Consider the following 18,001-nt stretch of genomic DNA (forward strand, 5'->3'; position numbering starts at 1 on the left):
AGGTGAAAATATCACATAAAAAAAACTTCCCAAGGACTGAGAAGTTTTTTGTCTTGGTTCTTAAAGCTTAAGCCTGATGTGCTTTTGCAACATCAACTAATTTTGCGAATGCATTAATGTCATTCATTGCTAAATCAGCTAAAATTTTACGGTCCATTTCAACGCCAGCCTGTTTCAGGCCAAACATGAATTTGCTGTAGCTTAAACCATACATACGGGCACCTGCATTAATACGGGTGATCCATAATCTTCTGAAATTTCTTTTCTTTTCTTTACGACCTCTGTAAGAAGAACGAAGTGCACGCATAACTGCTTCGTTCGCTGGTCTGTATAACTTGCTTTTAGCACCATAATAGCCTTTTGCAAGTTTTAATACTTTTTTATGCTTCTTTTTGGCATTAACGCCTTTTTTAATTCTAGCCATTAAAATTTTCCTCCTTGCTCACTATTATTTCATTAACATTTTTTTGACAACTTTTGCGTCACTTGGTACTAAATAACCAGCTTTTCTAAGATTTCTCTTTCTCTTCTGGCTTTTCTTATTTAAGATGTGGCTTTTATAAGCCTTAGCGCGTTTGATCACACCTGATTTTTTCACTTTGAAGCGCTTTGCAGCACCACGATGGGATTTCATTTTTGGCATAGTCGATTCCTCCTCCCTATCTTCGTCAACTTATTTTTTTATTTATTTATATAATGAAGTATAAAAAGTTATACCATTATAGGCTTAGCTTACTTATCCTTTTTAGGGGATAAGAACATGACCATGCTGCGGCCTTCCATTTTTGGTGGCTTGTCAACCGTACCATAATCAGTTACACGTTCAGCGAAGTCAAGTAAAACACCCCTACCCTGATCCGTATAAGCCATCTCACGGCCTCTGAAACGGATGGATACTTTGACACGATTGCCCTGTTCTAAGAACTTGATACAATTTTTGATTTTAACCATGATGTCGTGTTCCTCAACCCGTACAGACATACGGATTTCTTTGATAACAACCGCTTTCTGGTTTTTCTTTGCTTCTTTAACACGTCGCATTTCTTCGTAACGGAATTTACCGTAGTCCAGAATTTTGCAGACCGGTGGTTTCGCGTTAGGAGAAACCTTAACGAGATCCAGACTCTTTTCATCTGCCAGTTTTTGTGCTTCTTTTGTCGGCATAACGCCCAGCATTTCTCCGTTTGCATCAATTACGCGGACTTCACGATCGCGGATTTCCTCGTTAATCTCGTGTTGAACTTCTCTTGCTATAGTAATACACCTCCATTTATAGGAATTTATTAAACAAAAATGCAGGTAGACATAGTCCACCTGCATTAAACAATCAATTACTTAAATTGCTATGAACCCGCCTTGTTAAAAGACCAGGTGAGAAGTGGACACCTCTGCTTTGTTTGCTTTATTTAGTATATAGCAGTCATAAATAATTGTCAAGCACTTTTTAAAATTAATCTAAAACCAGCGATTTTTTGGCAATATTCTGAGCCAGACGATATTTAAATTCATCAATTTTCAGTGTTTCCTGCTCGCCGGTATCGCGGTTACGGATACTCAGACGTCCTGATTCAACTTCCTTATCGCCAATAACCAGCATATATGGAATCTTCTGCATCTGTGCTTCACGAATACGATAACCAATTTTTTCATCCCTGAAATCAATCTCTACACGAATACCTGCTTCTTCCAGTTTTGCAGCTATTTCTTTTGTAAAAGCGTCATGGGCATCGGATACCGGAATCAACTGTACCTGTACCGGAGCCAGCCAAAGCGGAAATTTTCCTGCAAAGTGTTCGATTAATATACCGAGAAAACGCTCAATGCTGCCGAAAATCGTACGGTGCAGGATAACCGGACGATGTTTCTCTCCATCACTGCCAACATAGGTTAAATCAAAACGTTCCGGCATCTGCATATCTAACTGGATTGTACCACACTGCCAGGTACGGCCAATGCTGTCTTCCAGATGGAAGTCAATCTTAGGACCATAAAAAGCACCGTCTCCCGGGTTCAGCTGATAATCCATCCCCTTGGCCTCAAGCGCTTCGCGCAGCGCATCTGTCGCGACTTCCCAGTCTTCATCTTTACCAATGGCCTTCTCAGGCTTGGTAGAGAGCTCAACCTTATATTTAAAGCCAAAAATATCATAGATTTCATTGGCCAGATCGATGATTCCAATGACTTCATCCTTTACCTGATCCATGGTCAGGAAAATATGCGCATCATCCTGCGTAAAGGTACGAACACGCATAAGGCCATGAAGCGCGCCGTGAAGCTCATGGCGGTGTACCTGGCCCAGCTCGCCCATACGCAGTGGCAGTTCACGGTAGCTGTGCTGTCTTGTTTTGTAGACAAGCATACCGCCTGGGCAGTTCATCGGCTTGACAGCAAACTCCTGTCCATCTATTTCAGTAAAATACATATTTTCTTTATAGTTGTCCCAGTGGCCAGAGCGTCTCCACAGATCTGCGTTCAGCATAATCGGCGTCTTAATTTCTTTATAGCCTTTTTTCATATGCTCGCTGCGCCAGAAATTTTCAAGCTCATTACGCAGAACCATTCCCTTAGGATGGAAAAACGGGAAACCTGGTCCTTCTTCATGCATTGAGAAAAGATCTAGTTCTTTACCAAGTTTACGGTGATCACGTTTTTTTGCTTCTTCTAATCGCTGCAAATATTCATCAAGTTCTGATTTTTTCGGGAAAGCAATCCCGTAGACACGCTGAAGCATTTTGTTATTCGCGTCGCCATGCCAATAGGCACCTGCAAGACTCAAAAGCTTAAAAGCCTTGATCTGAGATGCATTTCGTATATGCGGTCCCGCACACAAATCCGCCCATTCCCCCTGTCCATAGAATGAAATAACTGCATCCTCCGGCAAATTGTTGATTAATTCGGTTTTATAGGTTTCCCCTTCTGCTTCTGCCCATTTCAGCGCATCCTCTCTGGATTTGGTATAATACTCAATCTCCGGCGCTTCCTTAACAATTTTTTTCATTTCCTTTTCAATCTTTTCAAGATCTTCAGGGGTTAAGGTATGCTCTAAATCAATGTCATAGTAAAAACCATTGTCAATAGCCGGACCGATGGTTAACTGCGCTTCAGGCCAGAGCCGCTTGATTGCCTGAGCCATAAGATGGGATGCAGAATGCCAGAAAGCATGCTTGCCGCCTTCAGAGTCAAAAGTCAATAAATTCAGTGTGCTGTCTTCCGTAATAGGTTTGCGGATATCCACCAGCTCGCCATTTAATTCACCGGCCATTGTGTTGCGCGCCAGACCTTCGCTGATATCCTTCGCTACATCATAAACAGTGATTCCAGGTTCATACTGTTTAACAGAACCGTCTTTTAAAGTTATGTTCATAAGATTACCTCCATAAAATTGTTACGTTAATATTGATTAAAAAAATATTTTTTCTGAATGGGACAAAATATCAAAAACGTCCCATTGTCATAGACAATGGGACGTTTATTACGCGGTTCCACCCAAATTGGTATACATGGTATACCCACTCTGATACTGATAACGGACAGTGCTCCGGTACTGCATTTGACAGCCAACTCGTGGGATGGTCTTCAGTTAAGGACCGGCTGCGGCAATTCCAGCACCATGCCTGCTCTCTGTAACCTTCATTTAACTTACTCTTCCCAGTCATCATCTTTAAATGTTTAATTTATACACACAGTATACCCCTAAACACCAAAAGATTCAACACCTTTTTGAAAATATTGATGTAAATTTAAATGATTTTAAGTTAAACTTGAGGATGGACATTTATAAGCGTCATCGTTATAATACTATAATAACCAATCATTCTATAAAGGAGCGATCATAATTGGATCTACACTTTTTAATCGGCCCTTTGGTCGGTGCTGTTATCGGTCTTATCACCAACGGGATTGCCATACGCATGTTATTCCGGCCACTGAAGCCTGTCAAAATTTTAGGATGGACACTTCCCTTCACGCCGGGGATCATTCCAAAAGAAAAACCGCGAATCGCAAAATCTGTGGGAGCTGTCATTGGATCTACATTAGTAAATGAAGAAGTTCTGAGCCGCGGACTCCTGTCGCAGGAAATGGATGCTAAAATCAACAGCTATATCGATCATAAAATTGAGGCTTACAAAGACAGTCCCATGACCATTCGTGAAGTTATTATCCACTATACCGATGAGGAAAAAACAGAAGCACTGGCGAATACAACCACTGAAAAGGCAACCGCACTGCTGTATCGTAAGGTATGCCAGATGGATGTCGGTGATATGGTTGCCGATGCTGCGATGGATGAAATCAAGAATAATTCATTGTTTTCAGCTTTTTCTTTTATGGTCAGTGATAACACCATGATCGGTATCCGTGAAAAGCTCAAGGATACTGTCAACAACATGGTCTTTGAACGCGGTGAGGAAATGATCGGTAATCTTGTAGACCGCGAGAGCCATGAAATACTGGATTACAGCATGGCTGAGCTCTACGATCGTTTCGGCTCAAGTGTACCAAAGGTAAAAGAGAGTCTGCTTAAAGCCTATCACAATCTGGTCGAAAATAATTTATCCAAGGCACTCATCGCTTTGGATATTCCTCAACTGGTAGAAGACCAAATCAATGGTTTTGATGTGTTGGAGATGGAAAAAATCATTTTGAGTATCATGAAAAAAGAATTGAATGCCATCATATGGCTCGGCGGTCTGCTGGGTATGATTATGGGATTTATAATGAATTTTTTCTAAATTAAAAAACGGTTCTGGAAAAATACCAGAATCGTTTTTTATTGCTTTATTTTTTTCTAAAAGGGTATTTTAAAAGAAAACCGTTAAGGAGTGATCTCAATTTTAAAAGCCATTAAAAATTTCTTTAAGGCATTGCCCAGAGCATTGCCAGCCATTGTCTTCGGTTTGTTTCTTATGGGAACGGTTATTCTGCTTTTTGGCAGAAATAATGCGGTTATTGCTCTTGTTTTTCTTTTATACACGCAGACCATGGTTAAAACCCGACTGTCCATTGTCAACATGCTGCTCGATTCTCTTTGGTTGGTTGGCTACGCCATTTTAGGGACTCTGGTCTCCATGCATTTTGCAGCACTGGTTATTATAGGATTTCTGCTGATTTTCTTTCTAATCTATGCCGATGCCAACGAATTTTTGAAAACAAACTATTACATCCCCGGTATGGCTTTTATTCTTGTACAGATCAGCCCCGGGACACTGAACGACCTTTTACCCCGTATCTTATCACTTCTTTATTGTCTGGCCATCTGTATTGGAATAAGTCTGCTGCTGCAAAAGCGTCAAAAGGCAGGTCCCTTCAATCCCCTTGTAAAGAAAGCACTCAGCTGCACAGGCGCCGGATTTATAGCGCTGGGTCAAGAAAGAAACTTCAAAGACGAGGCGGTTGGTAAAAAACTTGATGCTCTGTCGCTGAAGCTGAGCAGTAATATTTATCCCGCTGTTTTCAGACAAATGGGACTGATGAATGGAAGCCAGAAGTATTCCTATGGCTTAATGCTCTGCCTTGAACAACTCGGACAGGTGCTGCAGTCCTTAAGTGCTTCTGTAAAAAAGTTTTCAGAAGTTGATCGGGCTCAATTCTCTGTTTTAGGTGAACGGATGGAGGCAGCAGCGGACCCCAAAGCACTGGCAGCAGATTTACAGGTATTCTTGAAAAACTCCTCCCTGACATCCAACCAGCTGAATCAGGAATTGCTGCTGGTGCTGGAATCTCTTCGGGAACGCCTGCTGAACGACCGTCATTGCAGGGATCTCAATACTTCCATTAAGCAGGGGCTGCAGTATAAAGCTTTTACACTGCGGCATCGGTTCAGCCTTGATTTTTTCCAGATGCGTTTCGCACTCCAGACCGCCGTCATTGTCACAGTCTGTACCATCATCGCACACTTTATCCCTCATTGGTTTAATATCCCTCTTAATGAATGGCACGGTTACTGGATACCACTTATGGGGTATTTATCTTCCAGCATTTACATCCGTGACACACTAAAAAAAGCGGCTTATAAAGTGAGCGGCACAATTCTCGGAATGTTATTTTTTGTTCTTATCACACAATATATTCCCGCCTCAATACGACTGCCACTCACCATTGCCGTCGGACTGGTTTTTATGCTGACCATAAAAAGTTCAATTGTCAGTACCATGATCAGTACACAGATGACCTCCGTTATGTTTTTACCCCAGCTGGGCGTCATGGATCTGGTGCTATTTCGAGTATTTTGTGTTATCGGCGGTGTCTCTATCGCTGTACTTGGCGGGATTTTCATCTTTAGAACACGCAAACAGGATGTCTTCCGTTATGAGCTCACGAGTCTTTTTAAATCAGATTCATTTATTCTTTATAATCTGTGGAGTCTGGCTGAAAAGCAGAAGGCCGGTCCCTTGCTTTACGAAAATCTGTTAAATCTCCATCTGGTCAGTAATCAGCTGGAGAGCCTGTCAGGGGCACAAAAGCTCATGTCAAAAGAGTCCTTTAAAAAAATAATGGATAAAAGCCGGCATTTTTTAGCGGTAGCTGTTCATATGAGTATGTACTTAAGCTTAAAAGGCGTTTCTCCAGAAAAATGGCAACACATTAAAACTGAAATTCACATAGCTGGCGAGACACTTAAAAGGGCTTTTGAAACCACAAAGATTCCTTCAGAAAAAACTGGACAGGCTTGAATCTCATTTCAAGAAAAGCTATAATAAAACAGAATCATACAGGGGGAGCTCGCCGCAGCGGGCTGAGAGGAGGCTTTGTCGCTTCGACCCACAACCTGATTTGGATAATGCCAACGTAGGGACAGCATCGTATTTTATGGGGTACGCCACGTAGGCGTATCCCATTTTTTTGTCTGGAGGCTTCTATTATGGAAAAAAATCGTACGCAAAAATTGACAATGGCCGGCATTCTTATTGCTGTAGGGGTTGTCTGCTCACCCTTCAGTATTCCTTTGGGGGCGGCGCGCTGTTTTCCGGTTCAGCATATGGTCAATATTCTCTCAGCAGTATTCCTCGGTCCTTTTTATGGCGTTTCAATGGCTTTTATCACCAGTCTTATCCGGGTAATGCTTGGAACCGGCAGCCTTCTGGCCTTCCCCGGAAGTATGTGCGGCGCGCTTCTCTGCGGTTTGGTGTTTCGCTATACTGAAAAGCTGGCTTTCACCTATCTTGGTGAACTTTTTGGCACCAGCATCCTCGGGGCACTTGCAGCTTACCCGATTGCGACTGTCGTCATGGGAAAGGAAGCAGCTCTGTTTGCCTATGTAATACCCTTTTTCATCAGCTGTATCGGTGGTGTTGTTCTTGGGGCCGTTCTGGTTGCGGCCGTTCAGAAAACCGGTGTTATGGACCATATTTTAAATGATAAATCCAGATCATAGCAATAACGCTTTAAATTGGCTGCTGCCTGCAATTAATACTTGCACAGATGTATGAAATCGATTATAATATAATAAATATCACATTGTAGTGAAGCTTACCATTTCACTACACCTGCTTTATACAGCAGAGCTTCATACCTTTTGCCGGGACCCGTAAAGGTCCCATTTTTTATGCTGTCATTTTTAATGTTTCTTTAAGTCCCCTCTGTGTTTAGCAAACACTATTGATCTCCACGCTGACCAGGCTATTCTCTTCCAAAATTCAGTAGCATAAAACTCGTCGATGTTGTGACATGATAGACCTCTAGTAGTACCAGTGAATGAATTCATTATTTCCGACTTTGTCGGCTTTGTCAAGATTTTTAAAAAGAGACTGCTTATCTATAATGACAGAACCGAATAAATAAATATTGCTTTTTTCGCCTTTGTGATATAATGCTATCATTAGATTACATAAAAGGAGCACTTCGTGAAAAAGGATAAGACATCAAAAGAAAAATCTGTTAAAAATATTCAGGAAAACAAGGGGAAATTTCTGCTGTACTTGCTGTTGAGAGCCATGGTTCTTGTTGTAATGATCGCTCAGATTATAAATAAAAATTGGGATAATGTGTTCCTATGTGTATTTACACTGGTTTTATTTATGATACCTTCTTTTGTAGATAAAGAGCTGCACATCAAGATGCCTACTACGTTAGAGGTTATTATTCTTCTTTTTATCTTTTCGGCTGAAATCCTTGGTGAAATTCAGGAATATTACCTCATTTTCGACCATTGGGATGCAATGCTGCATACTATTAACGGCTTTCTGATGGCCGCAATTGGATTTTCGCTTATCGATATTCTTAACGAGAATGAAAATTTCAGCCTCAGCCTGTCCCCCATCTTTGTGGCAGTTTTTGCGTTTTGCTTTTCGATGACGATCGGTGTTTTATGGGAATTTTTTGAATTTGCAGCGGATTGGTTTTTTCATACGGATATGCAGAAAGATACCATTATCCACAGTATCAGCTCGGTGATTTTTAATCCTGAAGGTAAAAATGTCGCGGTCACCATTCCAATCGAGAGTGTAGTTGTTAATGGACAAACATGGAATTATGGCGGTTACATTGACATTGGCTTGATTGATACCATGTCCGATCTCTTTGTTAACTTTATCGGGGCAGTCGTCTTTTCAATCTTTGGTCTGTTTTACATTAAAGGACGTGGTAAGGGAACCTTTGTAAAACGCTTTATGCCAAAACTGAAAAAATATAACAAAAAAAGTCCTGAATAGGACTTTTTTTATCGCAATAAATCTATATTTTTTCTTAATCATTAAATTCAGCTTTACGAAGATACATTTCTTGTCTTCCGGTTTTTTAATTTCAGGATTATCTTATCTTTTCCGCTTTCTTTTTATTCAATTTCAACGATATTCCTTTTTCTTCCGCCATGGTCTGAAACAGCCTGACAACCTGTTTAGCGCTCTCTTTTATTGGTGTCTCGCCGGTAATTTTTTCTTTTATCTGTGCCATCACACTTTTTAAATCTTCAAGTTCTAAAAGGTTCACAGCTGTACAGTAAAAGGTTTTCCGTCTGCCGTCATTATAATGCTCTAAAAGATAACACAGAATTTCAATCTTTTCATTCAGCATTATCTTATAGTTTTCCAGGCCGTCATTCTCAGCCTTTTGAAAATCCTTTAGCACGTGGCGGTATGTAATAAAGCTGTCGTATGGACTGACAGCCTTATAGCGTTCACAGGGATAATCTCTGCATTGAAAGCAGAATTCGACATTGTCATGTTCCTGGCCGCATCTCTTAATCGCACAGGAATGATGTCCTTTTCCTCCGCAGCCGGGACAACCGGATTCTCTCACATGGTACATAGGACACAGGCCACAGTTAAGACCACACATAGAAAATTGTGGATATGCTCGTTCATTTTTTACCATTTAGCTTTGCTCCTTTAGATTTTCCATTATTTTCACCTATATTCCGGCGCCGTTTATATTTTCAGCCTTTTCAGTGCTGGCCCGATAAATTCTGGAGGATTCTCCCCAGGGATGGTAGCCAGTGCCAATATACTCATAACCATAATGCTCATAAAATCCAACAAGGTCTGTACAGACATAGAGATAAGAATACCCAGCCTTCCCGGCGTCTTTGCGCGCTCTTTCGAGCAGGCGCCATGCATAGGCATGCCCTCTGTATTTCTCTTCAATATAAACAGAACATACCCAGGGCCACAGATCCATACGGCTAACAAAATCATTGGTAATCATTCCAGCTCCGCCGATAATCTTATCATTCTCAAGCAAAAGATACCAACGCGGCAGCGGCGATTCTGTTGTAAGTCCATGAACAATACAGTCCTCATAAATCATTTTACTGCGCTCTGTTGCCCACCGGCCTTGAAAAAAATTGATGGCGGCTTGTGTATATACAGGCTCTTCCCTCAATGATATGACTCTCATGCTTCTACCTCCTGTTTATCGATTACCCTTATCTTAACACAGAAAGAGACGCGGGACAAATACCCGCGCCTCTTATACTGAGATTTCAAATTCTTATTTAGATTCCTGTGGCCCTGCATGTTTGTGCTGTGATAAGGGCATGACATGTATGTTGCTTCTCTGTTCATTTTCTGCCCAGTAAATATCGTCTGCAACCTTTGCCTCAGGATTAAAGGTAACCCCTTCAAAAATGTGTTTGATAAATTCTTTATACCCAACGCGATCAATAAGATGCCCGCCATGGAGATACTCTGGCTTATAATCCAGCGCCCAGGCTGAAAATTTCTGCCAGTTTGCAAACATTCCCAGTACGACTTCCTCTGTTACCCAGTTCATAAACAGCTTTCCCGAGCGCGGGCTCTGTTTGCCGGTACGGCCTCCAAGAGTCACGCGGTATAATTTCTTAGGATCTCTTGTCCACGCTCCAGTAGGACAAATCAAAGTGCATTCACCACAGCCTACGCAGCAGCAGACATCCTTATCAATTTTTCCATCTTTATTGAGCGTAAGCACCCCCGTAGCATGGCTCTGACAGGCATCAACACAGGATCCACAGCCAATACAGCGATCGTAGTCATAAACCTGTTTGTTAACACCCATAATACCAAAATCATTAAAGTTAGCCTTTGCGCAGTCATTTGGACATCCAGCGACAGATACTTTAATATGATAATGAGAAGGAAAAACTAACTTTTCAATTTTCTTTGCAAGTTCGTAGGTGTTTACATTTCCTTTAATACAGTGTGTATTTCCAATACACGCCATAACATTTCGGGCTCCGATGGTTGGGTATCCGTAATCGTCTGCCTCCATCTCGCAATCGCAGATTTTTACATCAACCTCTTCAATATAAGATTTGATATAACGATTTACTTCAGGAATATTTTCATATTTGACACCTGGAATATCCAGGGTTTGCCGGGTCCCCATATGAAAGGAGCCATTGCCCCAGCGTTCACAGATTTCAGCCACAGCCTTCAGATGCTTTGCCTCAATAACTGCGCCTGGCACACGCATCTGGAGCATAAATTCGCCGGGTACTTTAGACTGTCTGAAGCAGTTTGTCCGTACTTTTTTAACGTCAATATCATGATTCATTTTTGCAGCTCCCTTCCACTAATCTACCAGGTACTTAGCCTGAGTATAATTGAATACAGGACCATCCAGACAGACATAAACCTCATCAATCCGGCAGTGTCCGCATTTTCCTACCGCGCAGGACATACGGCGTTCAAAAGAAAGCCAGATTTTTTCATCCGGCACGCCGTTTTTGCCGCATTCAATACCTGTAAACTTCATCATCGGTGGCGGACCTACAAGTACAACCTCATAATTATCGCCAAACTCTGAAAAAGGAACCTGTGAAACAAATTCTGTCACAAAACCTTTATGCCATCCTTCTATTTTTTCATTATCAAGGGTATAGAGGGTTGAAAAAGATTGACGCCAGCTTTCCAATTCCTGGCGGAAAACAATTCCGGCTTCATTTTTAAAACCACAAATCAGGTTAACACTTTCAACATAATCTGGATTTTCGGTAAAAAAACGAAGCATACTGCGAACTGGCGCTAGACCAGTGCCACCGGTAATAATGACCATATGCTTTCCTTTAAACTGGTCAATCGGCCAGCCATTGCCATAGGCGCCGCGCAGGAACAACTCATCACCAGGCTGCTTTTCAAAAATCTCGTCTGTCACCTTTCCAACAGAGCGAATCGTAAAATCCAACCAGCCATCTCCAAAGGAGCTTACCGAAATGGGTGCTTCACCAATCTTTGGGAGTGAAAGCTGAAAAAACTGGCCGTGTTTTGGACGTATGTCTGTTTTTACTTTAAATGTATACTCGTGCTGGCTCTCTTTTTTGATATCCATAATTTTACAGGCCTGTGGCTGCATAATGTTTGCCATTTTAACGTACCTCCTGTGCTTTTGTTTCAGCTTGTATTTCATCAATGGCCCGGGCCATCTTACTGACTGTAGCCGTGATCGAAATAAATTCAGGACAGCGGCTGATACAGCGCCCACAGCCTACACACATATGGTAGTCTTTGAACCGTGCCTTATAATCATGAAATTTATGAAGTACCTTATAGCGCATTCTGTCGCCAGCGGTTGGTCTGAAAGACATACCACCAGCCATATCGGTAAATCCGCTGATCTGACACGACGCAGAAGTACGCTTTCTTTCCCCGACATTTGTGTTTTCATTGTAAATGACATCAGTTGTTGTAAAACAGGTACAGGTGCTGCATGCAAGCGTGCAGGCACCACAGGAGACACAGCGCTTATCAAATTCTTTCCACATGGGATGAACCTTCAGTTTATCCAAAACCTCCCGGTCATTAATTTCTGGAACCTCCAGTGTCAGATCATTTTTTTCAATAAATTCAGGTTTAAAATCGCAGGACGCAGAGCCCTCAAAATAAGGAATCAGCTCAGAATCCTTGATTTCAAGGCTTAACATATCCTGCCCCGCGCGAACAGCCGCAGCGTAATCATCTGTTTTGTTAGTCCCCATACTTACACAGAAACAGGTATCCCATCCTTCTTTGCATTCCATCAAAACAATTTTTACTCTTTCATTCATGCGCTTGTAATAGCTGTCCTCAAATCCGCCATTTTGCAGATAAATTTTCTCCTGATGGTACTTTGCATGAACATCGCAGGGCCGCATGAAAATCAATAGCTTTTTCGTGGTTCCTCTGCTTTCCATAAACGCGTCCTCTGTAAAATAAAATAGCGATTCGGAAATAGGTGTCAATACCTCCTTGGCAGGAAAATCGGATTTTTCATTAAATTCAATTTCCTCAACACAGCTTACCTTATCGTAACGGATAATATCTGTATCAGAATATCGTCCTTTTCCGATAAAGCGTTTAGGCGCCCAGATTTCATACTCTTTTTGCAGTGCATCAAAAATACTGTTTGCCTCAGAAAAACTTAATGCATAACTCACTTTGAAAACCTCCTTGATTCAAAGAAACTTAACCTTAATTTATTACCATATTCCAAGAAAATGCTGCATTATTAAACTAACAAAAGTAATGCCTATCCAACAGCAAAGCCCCAGAAAAATTGGTTTTGCACCTGTTTTCACCAACTTAATGATATTGGTGTTCAAGCCAATGGCTGCCATGGCAAAAACAATAAAAAACTTACTCAGCTCTTTAAGCGGCGTAAAGAATTCTATGGGAACATGGAAGAAGGAGGTCATTACGGTTGTAATGACCGAGGCCAGAATGAAGAACAGAATAAAAAACGGAAAGACTTGTTTAAAGCTTACCTTACCGCCCTCGGCTTCCTCCTCCTTCCGTGTTCTCCAGAAAGCCAGTACCAGTGTAATGGGAATAATGGCCAGAGTTCTTGTCAGCTTGACCGTAACGGCTTTATCCAGCGTCGCAGCGCCCAAATGATACATACTGTCCCATGTCGCTGCTGCGGCCGTGACAGACGAAGTGTCATTAATGGCTGTACCGGCGAACACACCAAAGGCTCCGCCATCAGTAGTTGAAAAGCCAAGCATGGTGCCAAATGCCGGAAACAAAACCGCTGCCAGTACATTAAACAGAAAAATAACCGAGATGGCCTGCGCCACTTCCTCATCACTGGCCTCAATAACCGGGGCAGTCGCAGCAATGGCTGACCCGCCGCAGATTGAGGAACCAACCCCTACCAGCGTCGAGATATTCCCCGGAATCTTCAATACTTTGTGGAGAACAAAAGCAAGAATCAAAGACGTCGAGATCGTCGCAATGATAATCGGAAGGGACTGCCGTCCAGTTTCAAGAACAACTGAGAGATTTAAACCAAAGCCAAGCAGGATAACCGCGTACTGCAAAATCTTTTTTGAGACAAAAGTGATCCCCTCCTGCAGGGGCTCTTTATTCTTTAGTAAGAGCGTGATCACCATTCCTGCCAGAATAGCAATAACAGGTCCGCCGATAACAGGAACCGCCTGCCCCGCAAACCATGCTGGTATTGCGATAACAAGGCAGAGCAGAATGCCTTTCCAGCTTTTTGTGATAAAATTCATGTGTCTTTTCCTCTTTCGTAAATATGTTTTATGCTATGATAAAAGGATATCACCTTTTATCAATAATGAAAAATTATTTATCTTTATGTCATCATAAAAATATGTTATAGTTAAACAAAAATATAAGAAAGAGGACAAAATGCTAGACTTTAGAATCAATACCTTTTTAACGGTTTGTCAATACATGAATTATACCCGCGCTGCAGAGGCACTTAGCATAACGCAGCCTGCTGTTTCACAGCATATTCATTTCATCGAGGAGGATTATGGCATTCGTCTTTTTGAATTTCATGGAAAAAAAATGGAACTGACACCTGAGGGTGTCCTACTGCTTCACACCGCTTCCGCCATGAAGCATGATGATCTGATTTTGAGAGAACATCTGAAAAACAGCCGTCTGCATATCCGTTCATTAAATTTTGGAGCAACCCTTACCATTGGTGAATTTGTGGTAAGCGGTATTCTATCAAGGTGTCTGGCGCAATATCCCAACGCCAAAATCCGTGTTTCAGTTGATAATACCCAGTCACTGCTCAAGCAGCTGGACAACAACGACCTTGACTTTGCTCTCATCGAAGGCTATTTTCCCAAAGAAAATTATGATTATGCGGTCTACTCGACTGAACGTTTTATTGCCGTCCAAAGCGCTGAAGCTGAGGCACTGCCAGCCCCATGCCCCATTGAAGCCTTATTTTCAAAACCGCTGCTGGTGCGGGAATCTGGTTCTGGCAGCCGCAATATCCTTGAACAGTACCTGAAACTAAATAATTATGCTCTTACAGATTTTTCAAAAATTATTGAGGTTAACAGCATCAATGCCTTAAAGGCAATGGCTGAAAAAAATTGCGGTATTACTTTTCTATATGAAGTTGCTGCCGGTCGAGAATTGGCAGGGGGCACACTGAAGGAAATTCCTATCCAAAGATTCGATATCACCCATGATTTTGCGTTCATCTGGAAAAAGGGCAGCATTTTCTCTAAAAATTACCGCGCATTGTCTGCTTTTATGTCTGGAAAAAACGAACGGGTCGTTTTGGATCCAGGGCTTTAAGCCTGTTGTTTTCTCTGTTTAAAGGGTAAATATAGAGATGTAAGCTTACCTAACCCTATAGAATAAATGGAGGATTTCTATGAAAATTATTATTCAATGCAGTGTCTGCGGAAACAAAGTAGAAATTGATGAAAAGCCAAACAGTGTGGTAGATTTCAAAAAAATACTTGATGAACACAAATTTTCCATTGATGAGGTAGCCATCGAAAATAATGCCCTTAAGTCTGTGACCATCCAGTGTAAAAACTGCAATAAAGATCATATCGAATTAACCTTTTAACAAAAATACGGCAGTAAGCTGAAAAAGAGCTTACTGCCGTATTTTTATTTATTCTTAGGAATCATAACAACTGCTTTAGTTCCCCCTCCTGGATGACTTTCAATCTTCAGCGTTCCAGCACACTGGGCTGCAAGACGAAAACGCACATTTTCAATGCCGACATGCTGCCGTTCATCCGGAAAAAAAGCTGCAGTATCAAATCCCATCCCATCGTCTGATACTCTAATAATATAGTTTTCGGCCGTTTCCATTGTTTCAAGACAAATGGTGCCGCCACCTTCTTTTTTGCAGATTCCGTGTTTAACCGCATTTTCAATTATTGGCTGTATCGTCAGAGAGGGCAGCATAAAATCTGTCGCACCAATTGAATAAACGATCTGTATATTTTCTTCAAACCGCATTTTTTCTAACGAAAGATAGGTTTTAATATGCCGCAGTTCTCTATCAAAATGCACCATGCCCTTCTGGGTAAGGGAGTCCAGGTTCCCTCGCAGGTAATTTGCAAAGGCAATAGTCGCTTCGCCAGCCTTATCAGGTGCCTTCTTACACATTTGGGCGATGGCAGTAAGTGAGTTATACAGAAAGTGAGGCTGTATCTGGCTCAACATCATCGCAATACGATTTTGGGTAAGCTCCAGTTCCTTTTCACGAAGCCTCTTGCTCTGCTCCACCTGAATATTGACATAAATAATTAAAAGAGAAACCGTGGCTGCTGGATAAACCAGTGCAAGTCCGTTTATAAAAATCTGGACAGCCATGGCTCCTGCTGGTAAAATGCCATAGGATAAAAGCGCAAAGGTATCTTTTACGCCAAGCTTTCCACTGTGTTTGAGGATAATTCCCATGTCCAGCAAAATAATGATAATAGGGTATGCCTGACTGATCCAATGCAGCGGGCTCCGCATAAAATAACCTTTTTCGCTAAAATAAAAAAACATATTATTAAACATTGAAATGATTACCAGAAGAACAGCCACAGCACAAAAGGCAGTGATTACTGGAACAATCTTATCCGATACAGCACTTCCCTTTCCGCGTATGTAGGTAACCATATATGCAGTAAACAGCGCTACGAGAAGATAGCCCAAATTAAACACAAAAAAATTTGCTGCTTTCATCGCACCTACAAGCTGTGGATGACCGCCGCCAATCCAAATAAAAATATCACAGCCCAGAATAAAAACATTGATTGCCAGCATCCATAAAAAAAGGCGGTTAAGCTTTGTATGTTCCTTGCTGGCGATAATACAGATTATCAGTAAAATTGAAATAACAATACTGAAGCTTTCAAGCGGAATATTTGTCGCCATCAACAGTCTTCTTCGTTCCATTTAATATTCCTTTCTATATTATACTTCCAAAATAGAATTAAAGATCTTTTTTATGATAAAAAGTTTTTTCCATCATTTTCACGACTGCGTCGCTGTCGTTATTGCTGATGGTCTGGGTTGCAGCCTCTTTTAACGCGCGCGCCGCATTTTCTAAAGCATAGGCGCGGTTGGCAAGTTTAAAAATCGGTACGTTCAGACTCGAGCTGCCAAAGGCTACAATTTGATCCACTGACAGATCTCTTTTCATTTTAAGGATCGCGTTCTCCCTTGTAGCCTCAGCACTGTAAATATCCATAACCGTGTAACCCTCTGCGTCATGACTGGGCGTACATATAATTTCGATACGATTGCCAATGTCCAAGGCCTCAATCTTTTTCCGAATTTGATTGTTTACAGATTCCTCATTGACTGATGTAATGTTAACCGCCTGCTGCTCCTCTGGCAAGCCGCCAAAAACATAATTTTTATGGCTTGTACGGCGCAACCGGTGGTAAAAACGTTCTTCAGCTGTATTTTTAAAATCGCTGTAATAAATGTGCATGGTCTCGTTAATGATAGCGTGCACAAAACAGTTACGGCCCTCCTCCTCAAAGACGCCCTCGATCACATCGCTCACCTCGCGATCCATAGGCAGTGAAAAAGAGTAAGAGCGATCCTGAACATCATAGAGCACAGCGCCGTTCATTGCGATCACTGGCAGGTTCAGGTTTAGGTTTTCAAGAATTGGCACAAGTGTGGCCGGTGTACGGTCTGTAACAATTGTAAACCACTCTCCGTCATCGATCATACGGTTAATGTGAAATTCTGCGTAAGAGCTTATTTTTCCATCAGAATGCAGCAGGGTATTGTCAAGCTCTGAAACAAAAAGGACACTCCGATTGCGGTGTACCGGCAAATGAAAGGCATTAACCACCAAGGCAACCAGGATACCGATCAGTGTGTCAATCATGCGATAAGAGGCAATGATATAAGGAGCAGTGTCTGGTGTTGCGGCAATGGTTGTCCCAAGAAAAACGATGCAGGTAAAGGCAGAAGCTGACGAATGATTGATAACCAGCGTCACATAGATCAGCGGAATCATACACAGTGAAACAATGATAAACTGTACCATGGGCCACGGTACATAGTTTCGCATAAACATAAGCACAAGCATACCCGCAAGACCGCCGATCAATGTCCCCACGATTCGGTTAATGGCGATCTCTTTTGTATTTGACAAATAAGGCTGCATGCAAAGTACTGCGGTAATGGTAGAATATATCGGCACACTCTCAGGCCTTATAAAGGTAATGAGCAGACAGATAAAAACCGCTACCGCTGTTTTTACCATTCGCATTCCTACCTTTGGAAATTTATATTTCATTTTTGGTCTCCCTTAACAATGATGAGAACAGCATACGGCATTTTGAAGATCCTGTCAAGTCTGCTGTAAA

The 18,001-nt window shown here is 41.8% G+C and carries 18 protein-coding genes, 1 riboswitch and 2 other annotated features; of the genes, 6 read left to right on the forward strand and 12 right to left on the reverse strand.

What is annotated here, in order from left to right; genetic code table 11:
* Positions 1 to 67: 67 nt before the first annotated feature.
* The 4 genes from rplT to thrS form a co-directional block, all read right to left on the reverse strand.
* Positions 68 to 424 carry a 50S ribosomal protein L20 gene (rplT, locus tag FYJ53_RS17780; RefSeq protein ID WP_013380522.1) on the reverse strand — a complete coding sequence of 119 codons (357 nt, stop codon included), beginning with the start codon at positions 422 to 424 and terminating at the stop codon, positions 68 to 70.
* Positions 425 to 448: 24 nt separating this feature from the next.
* Positions 449 to 643, reverse strand: coding sequence for a 50S ribosomal protein L35 (gene rpmI, locus FYJ53_RS17785; protein ID WP_013380523.1), 195 nt, complete (start codon positions 641 to 643; stop codon positions 449 to 451).
* An 89-nt stretch (positions 644 to 732) separates the two neighbouring features.
* Entirely contained in the window at positions 733 to 1,320 is a 588-nt protein-coding gene (gene infC / locus FYJ53_RS17790) for a translation initiation factor IF-3 (RefSeq protein ID WP_013380524.1), read from the reverse strand.
* Positions 1,282 to 1,400, reverse strand: a sequence feature (ribosomal protein L20 leader region). Its footprint overlaps the gene before it by 39 nt.
* A gap of 50 nt (positions 1,401 to 1,450) precedes the next feature.
* Positions 1,451 to 3,364, reverse strand: a complete 1,914-nt coding sequence (thrS, locus tag FYJ53_RS17795; protein WP_148428968.1) for a threonine--tRNA ligase — start codon at positions 3,362 to 3,364, stop codon at positions 1,451 to 1,453.
* Positions 3,365 to 3,458: 94 nt separating this feature from the next.
* Positions 3,459 to 3,665 (reverse strand) — a binding site (T-box leader).
* A 171-nt stretch (positions 3,666 to 3,836) separates the two neighbouring features.
* On the opposite strand from thrS, the gene FYJ53_RS17800 reads away from it, so the two are divergent.
* The 4 genes from FYJ53_RS17800 to FYJ53_RS17815 all read left to right on the forward strand — a co-directional run bounded on the left by FYJ53_RS17800 (position 3,837) and on the right by FYJ53_RS17815 (position 8,651).
* Complete coding sequence (locus FYJ53_RS17800) at positions 3,837 to 4,733, forward strand: DUF445 domain-containing protein (protein ID WP_154557557.1); 897 nt, start codon at positions 3,837 to 3,839, stop codon at positions 4,731 to 4,733.
* Positions 4,734 to 4,823: 90 nt separating this feature from the next.
* Positions 4,824 to 6,674 carry an FUSC family protein gene (locus FYJ53_RS21930; protein WP_148428970.1) on the forward strand — a complete coding sequence of 617 codons (1,851 nt, stop codon included), beginning with the start codon at positions 4,824 to 4,826 and terminating at the stop codon, positions 6,672 to 6,674.
* Positions 6,675 to 6,705: 31 nt separating this feature from the next.
* Positions 6,706 to 6,814, forward strand: a riboswitch (TPP riboswitch).
* 48 nt (positions 6,815 to 6,862) lie between these two features.
* Entirely contained in the window at positions 6,863 to 7,375 is a 513-nt protein-coding gene (gene thiW / locus FYJ53_RS17810; RefSeq protein WP_148428972.1) for an energy coupling factor transporter S component ThiW, read from the forward strand.
* A 469-nt stretch (positions 7,376 to 7,844) separates the two neighbouring features.
* A complete protein-coding gene (locus tag FYJ53_RS17815) occupies positions 7,845 to 8,651 on the forward strand; it encodes a hypothetical protein (RefSeq protein WP_148428974.1) in 807 nt (268 codons plus the stop codon).
* A 97-nt stretch (positions 8,652 to 8,748) separates the two neighbouring features.
* Here the strand turns inward: FYJ53_RS17815 and FYJ53_RS17820 are convergent, their stop codons facing one another.
* The 6 genes from FYJ53_RS17820 to FYJ53_RS17845 all read right to left on the reverse strand — a co-directional run bounded on the left by FYJ53_RS17820 (position 8,749) and on the right by FYJ53_RS17845 (position 13,906).
* Entirely contained in the window at positions 8,749 to 9,312 is a 564-nt protein-coding gene (locus FYJ53_RS17820; protein ID WP_148428976.1) for a DUF3795 domain-containing protein, read from the reverse strand.
* A 36-nt stretch (positions 9,313 to 9,348) separates the two neighbouring features.
* Complete coding sequence (locus tag FYJ53_RS17825; protein ID WP_013380532.1) at positions 9,349 to 9,834, reverse strand: GNAT family N-acetyltransferase; 486 nt, start codon at positions 9,832 to 9,834, stop codon at positions 9,349 to 9,351.
* Positions 9,835 to 9,927: 93 nt separating this feature from the next.
* Entirely contained in the window at positions 9,928 to 10,971 is a 1,044-nt protein-coding gene (gene asrC / locus FYJ53_RS17830) for a sulfite reductase subunit C (RefSeq protein ID WP_013380533.1), read from the reverse strand.
* An 18-nt stretch (positions 10,972 to 10,989) separates the two neighbouring features.
* Positions 10,990 to 11,781, reverse strand: a complete 792-nt coding sequence (gene asrB, locus FYJ53_RS17835; RefSeq protein WP_013380534.1) for an anaerobic sulfite reductase subunit AsrB — start codon at positions 11,779 to 11,781, stop codon at positions 10,990 to 10,992.
* Between the two features lies 1 nt (position 11,782).
* Positions 11,783 to 12,829 (reverse strand): anaerobic sulfite reductase subunit AsrA, encoded by a 1,047-nt coding sequence (asrA, locus tag FYJ53_RS17840; RefSeq protein ID WP_148428978.1) that lies wholly within the window; start codon positions 12,827 to 12,829, stop codon positions 11,783 to 11,785.
* Positions 12,830 to 12,871: 42 nt separating this feature from the next.
* A complete protein-coding gene (locus tag FYJ53_RS17845) occupies positions 12,872 to 13,906 on the reverse strand; it encodes a YeiH family protein (protein ID WP_013380536.1) in 1,035 nt (344 codons plus the stop codon).
* Positions 13,907 to 14,045: 139 nt separating this feature from the next.
* On the opposite strand from FYJ53_RS17845, the gene FYJ53_RS17850 reads away from it, so the two are divergent.
* Together FYJ53_RS17850 and FYJ53_RS17855 are read left to right on the forward strand one after the other, a co-directional pair.
* Positions 14,046 to 14,957, forward strand: a complete 912-nt coding sequence (locus tag FYJ53_RS17850; RefSeq protein WP_013380538.1) for a LysR family transcriptional regulator — start codon at positions 14,046 to 14,048, stop codon at positions 14,955 to 14,957.
* 79 nt (positions 14,958 to 15,036) lie between these two features.
* Positions 15,037 to 15,237 (forward strand): hypothetical protein, encoded by a 201-nt coding sequence (locus tag FYJ53_RS17855; protein WP_013380539.1) that lies wholly within the window; start codon positions 15,037 to 15,039, stop codon positions 15,235 to 15,237.
* Between the two features lie 44 nt (positions 15,238 to 15,281).
* On the opposite strand, the gene FYJ53_RS17860 is transcribed toward FYJ53_RS17855, so the two are convergent.
* Together FYJ53_RS17860 and FYJ53_RS17865 are read right to left on the reverse strand one after the other, a co-directional pair.
* Positions 15,282 to 16,436 carry a sensor histidine kinase gene (locus tag FYJ53_RS17860; protein WP_195840270.1) on the reverse strand — a complete coding sequence of 385 codons (1,155 nt, stop codon included), beginning with the start codon at positions 16,434 to 16,436 and terminating at the stop codon, positions 15,282 to 15,284.
* A gap of 169 nt (positions 16,437 to 16,605) precedes the next feature.
* Positions 16,606 to 17,931, reverse strand: a complete 1,326-nt coding sequence (locus FYJ53_RS17865; protein WP_148428981.1) for an HAD hydrolase family protein — start codon at positions 17,929 to 17,931, stop codon at positions 16,606 to 16,608.
* Between the last annotated feature and the right edge of the window lie 70 nt (positions 17,932 to 18,001).

It is taken from the genome of Eubacterium sp. BL-380-WT-2B, assembly GCF_009696115.1.
GTDB lineage: Bacteria > Bacillota > Clostridia > Eubacteriales > Eubacteriaceae > Eubacterium > Eubacterium callanderi.

What these genes read in the sequence shown, in the direction of transcription:
- asrC (WP_013380533.1), bottom strand. Translation starts at nt 10,971, where the DNA reads ATGAATCATGATATTGACGTTAAAAAAGTACGGACAAACTGCTTCAGA.
- FYJ53_RS17820 (WP_148428976.1), bottom strand. Translation starts at nt 9,312, where the DNA reads ATGGTAAAAAATGAACGAGCATATCCACAATTTTCTATGTGTGGTCTT.
- rplT (WP_013380522.1), bottom strand. Translation starts at nt 424, where the DNA reads ATGGCTAGAATTAAAAAAGGCGTTAATGCCAAAAAGAAGCATAAAAAA.
- FYJ53_RS17865 (WP_148428981.1), bottom strand. Translation starts at nt 17,931, where the DNA reads ATGAAATATAAATTTCCAAAGGTAGGAATGCGAATGGTAAAAACAGCG.
- thiW (WP_148428972.1), top strand. Translation starts at nt 6,863, where the DNA reads ATGGAAAAAAATCGTACGCAAAAATTGACAATGGCCGGCATTCTTATT.
- infC (WP_013380524.1), bottom strand. Translation starts at nt 1,320, where the DNA reads ATGCAGGTGGACTATGTCTACCTGCATTTTTGTTTAATAAATTCCTAT.
- thrS (WP_148428968.1), bottom strand. Translation starts at nt 3,364, where the DNA reads ATGAACATAACTTTAAAAGACGGTTCTGTTAAACAGTATGAACCTGGA.
- rpmI (WP_013380523.1), bottom strand. Translation starts at nt 643, where the DNA reads ATGCCAAAAATGAAATCCCATCGTGGTGCTGCAAAGCGCTTCAAAGTG.
- FYJ53_RS17845 (WP_013380536.1), bottom strand. Translation starts at nt 13,906, where the DNA reads ATGAATTTTATCACAAAAAGCTGGAAAGGCATTCTGCTCTGCCTTGTT.
- asrB (WP_013380534.1), bottom strand. Translation starts at nt 11,781, where the DNA reads ATGGCAAACATTATGCAGCCACAGGCCTGTAAAATTATGGATATCAAA.
- FYJ53_RS17825 (WP_013380532.1), bottom strand. Translation starts at nt 9,834, where the DNA reads ATGAGAGTCATATCATTGAGGGAAGAGCCTGTATATACACAAGCCGCC.
- FYJ53_RS17855 (WP_013380539.1), top strand. Translation starts at nt 15,037, where the DNA reads ATGAAAATTATTATTCAATGCAGTGTCTGCGGAAACAAAGTAGAAATT.
- FYJ53_RS17860 (WP_195840270.1), bottom strand. Translation starts at nt 16,436, where the DNA reads ATGCTGGCAATCAATGTTTTTATTCTGGGCTGTGATATTTTTATTTGG.
- FYJ53_RS17850 (WP_013380538.1), top strand. Translation starts at nt 14,046, where the DNA reads ATGCTAGACTTTAGAATCAATACCTTTTTAACGGTTTGTCAATACATG.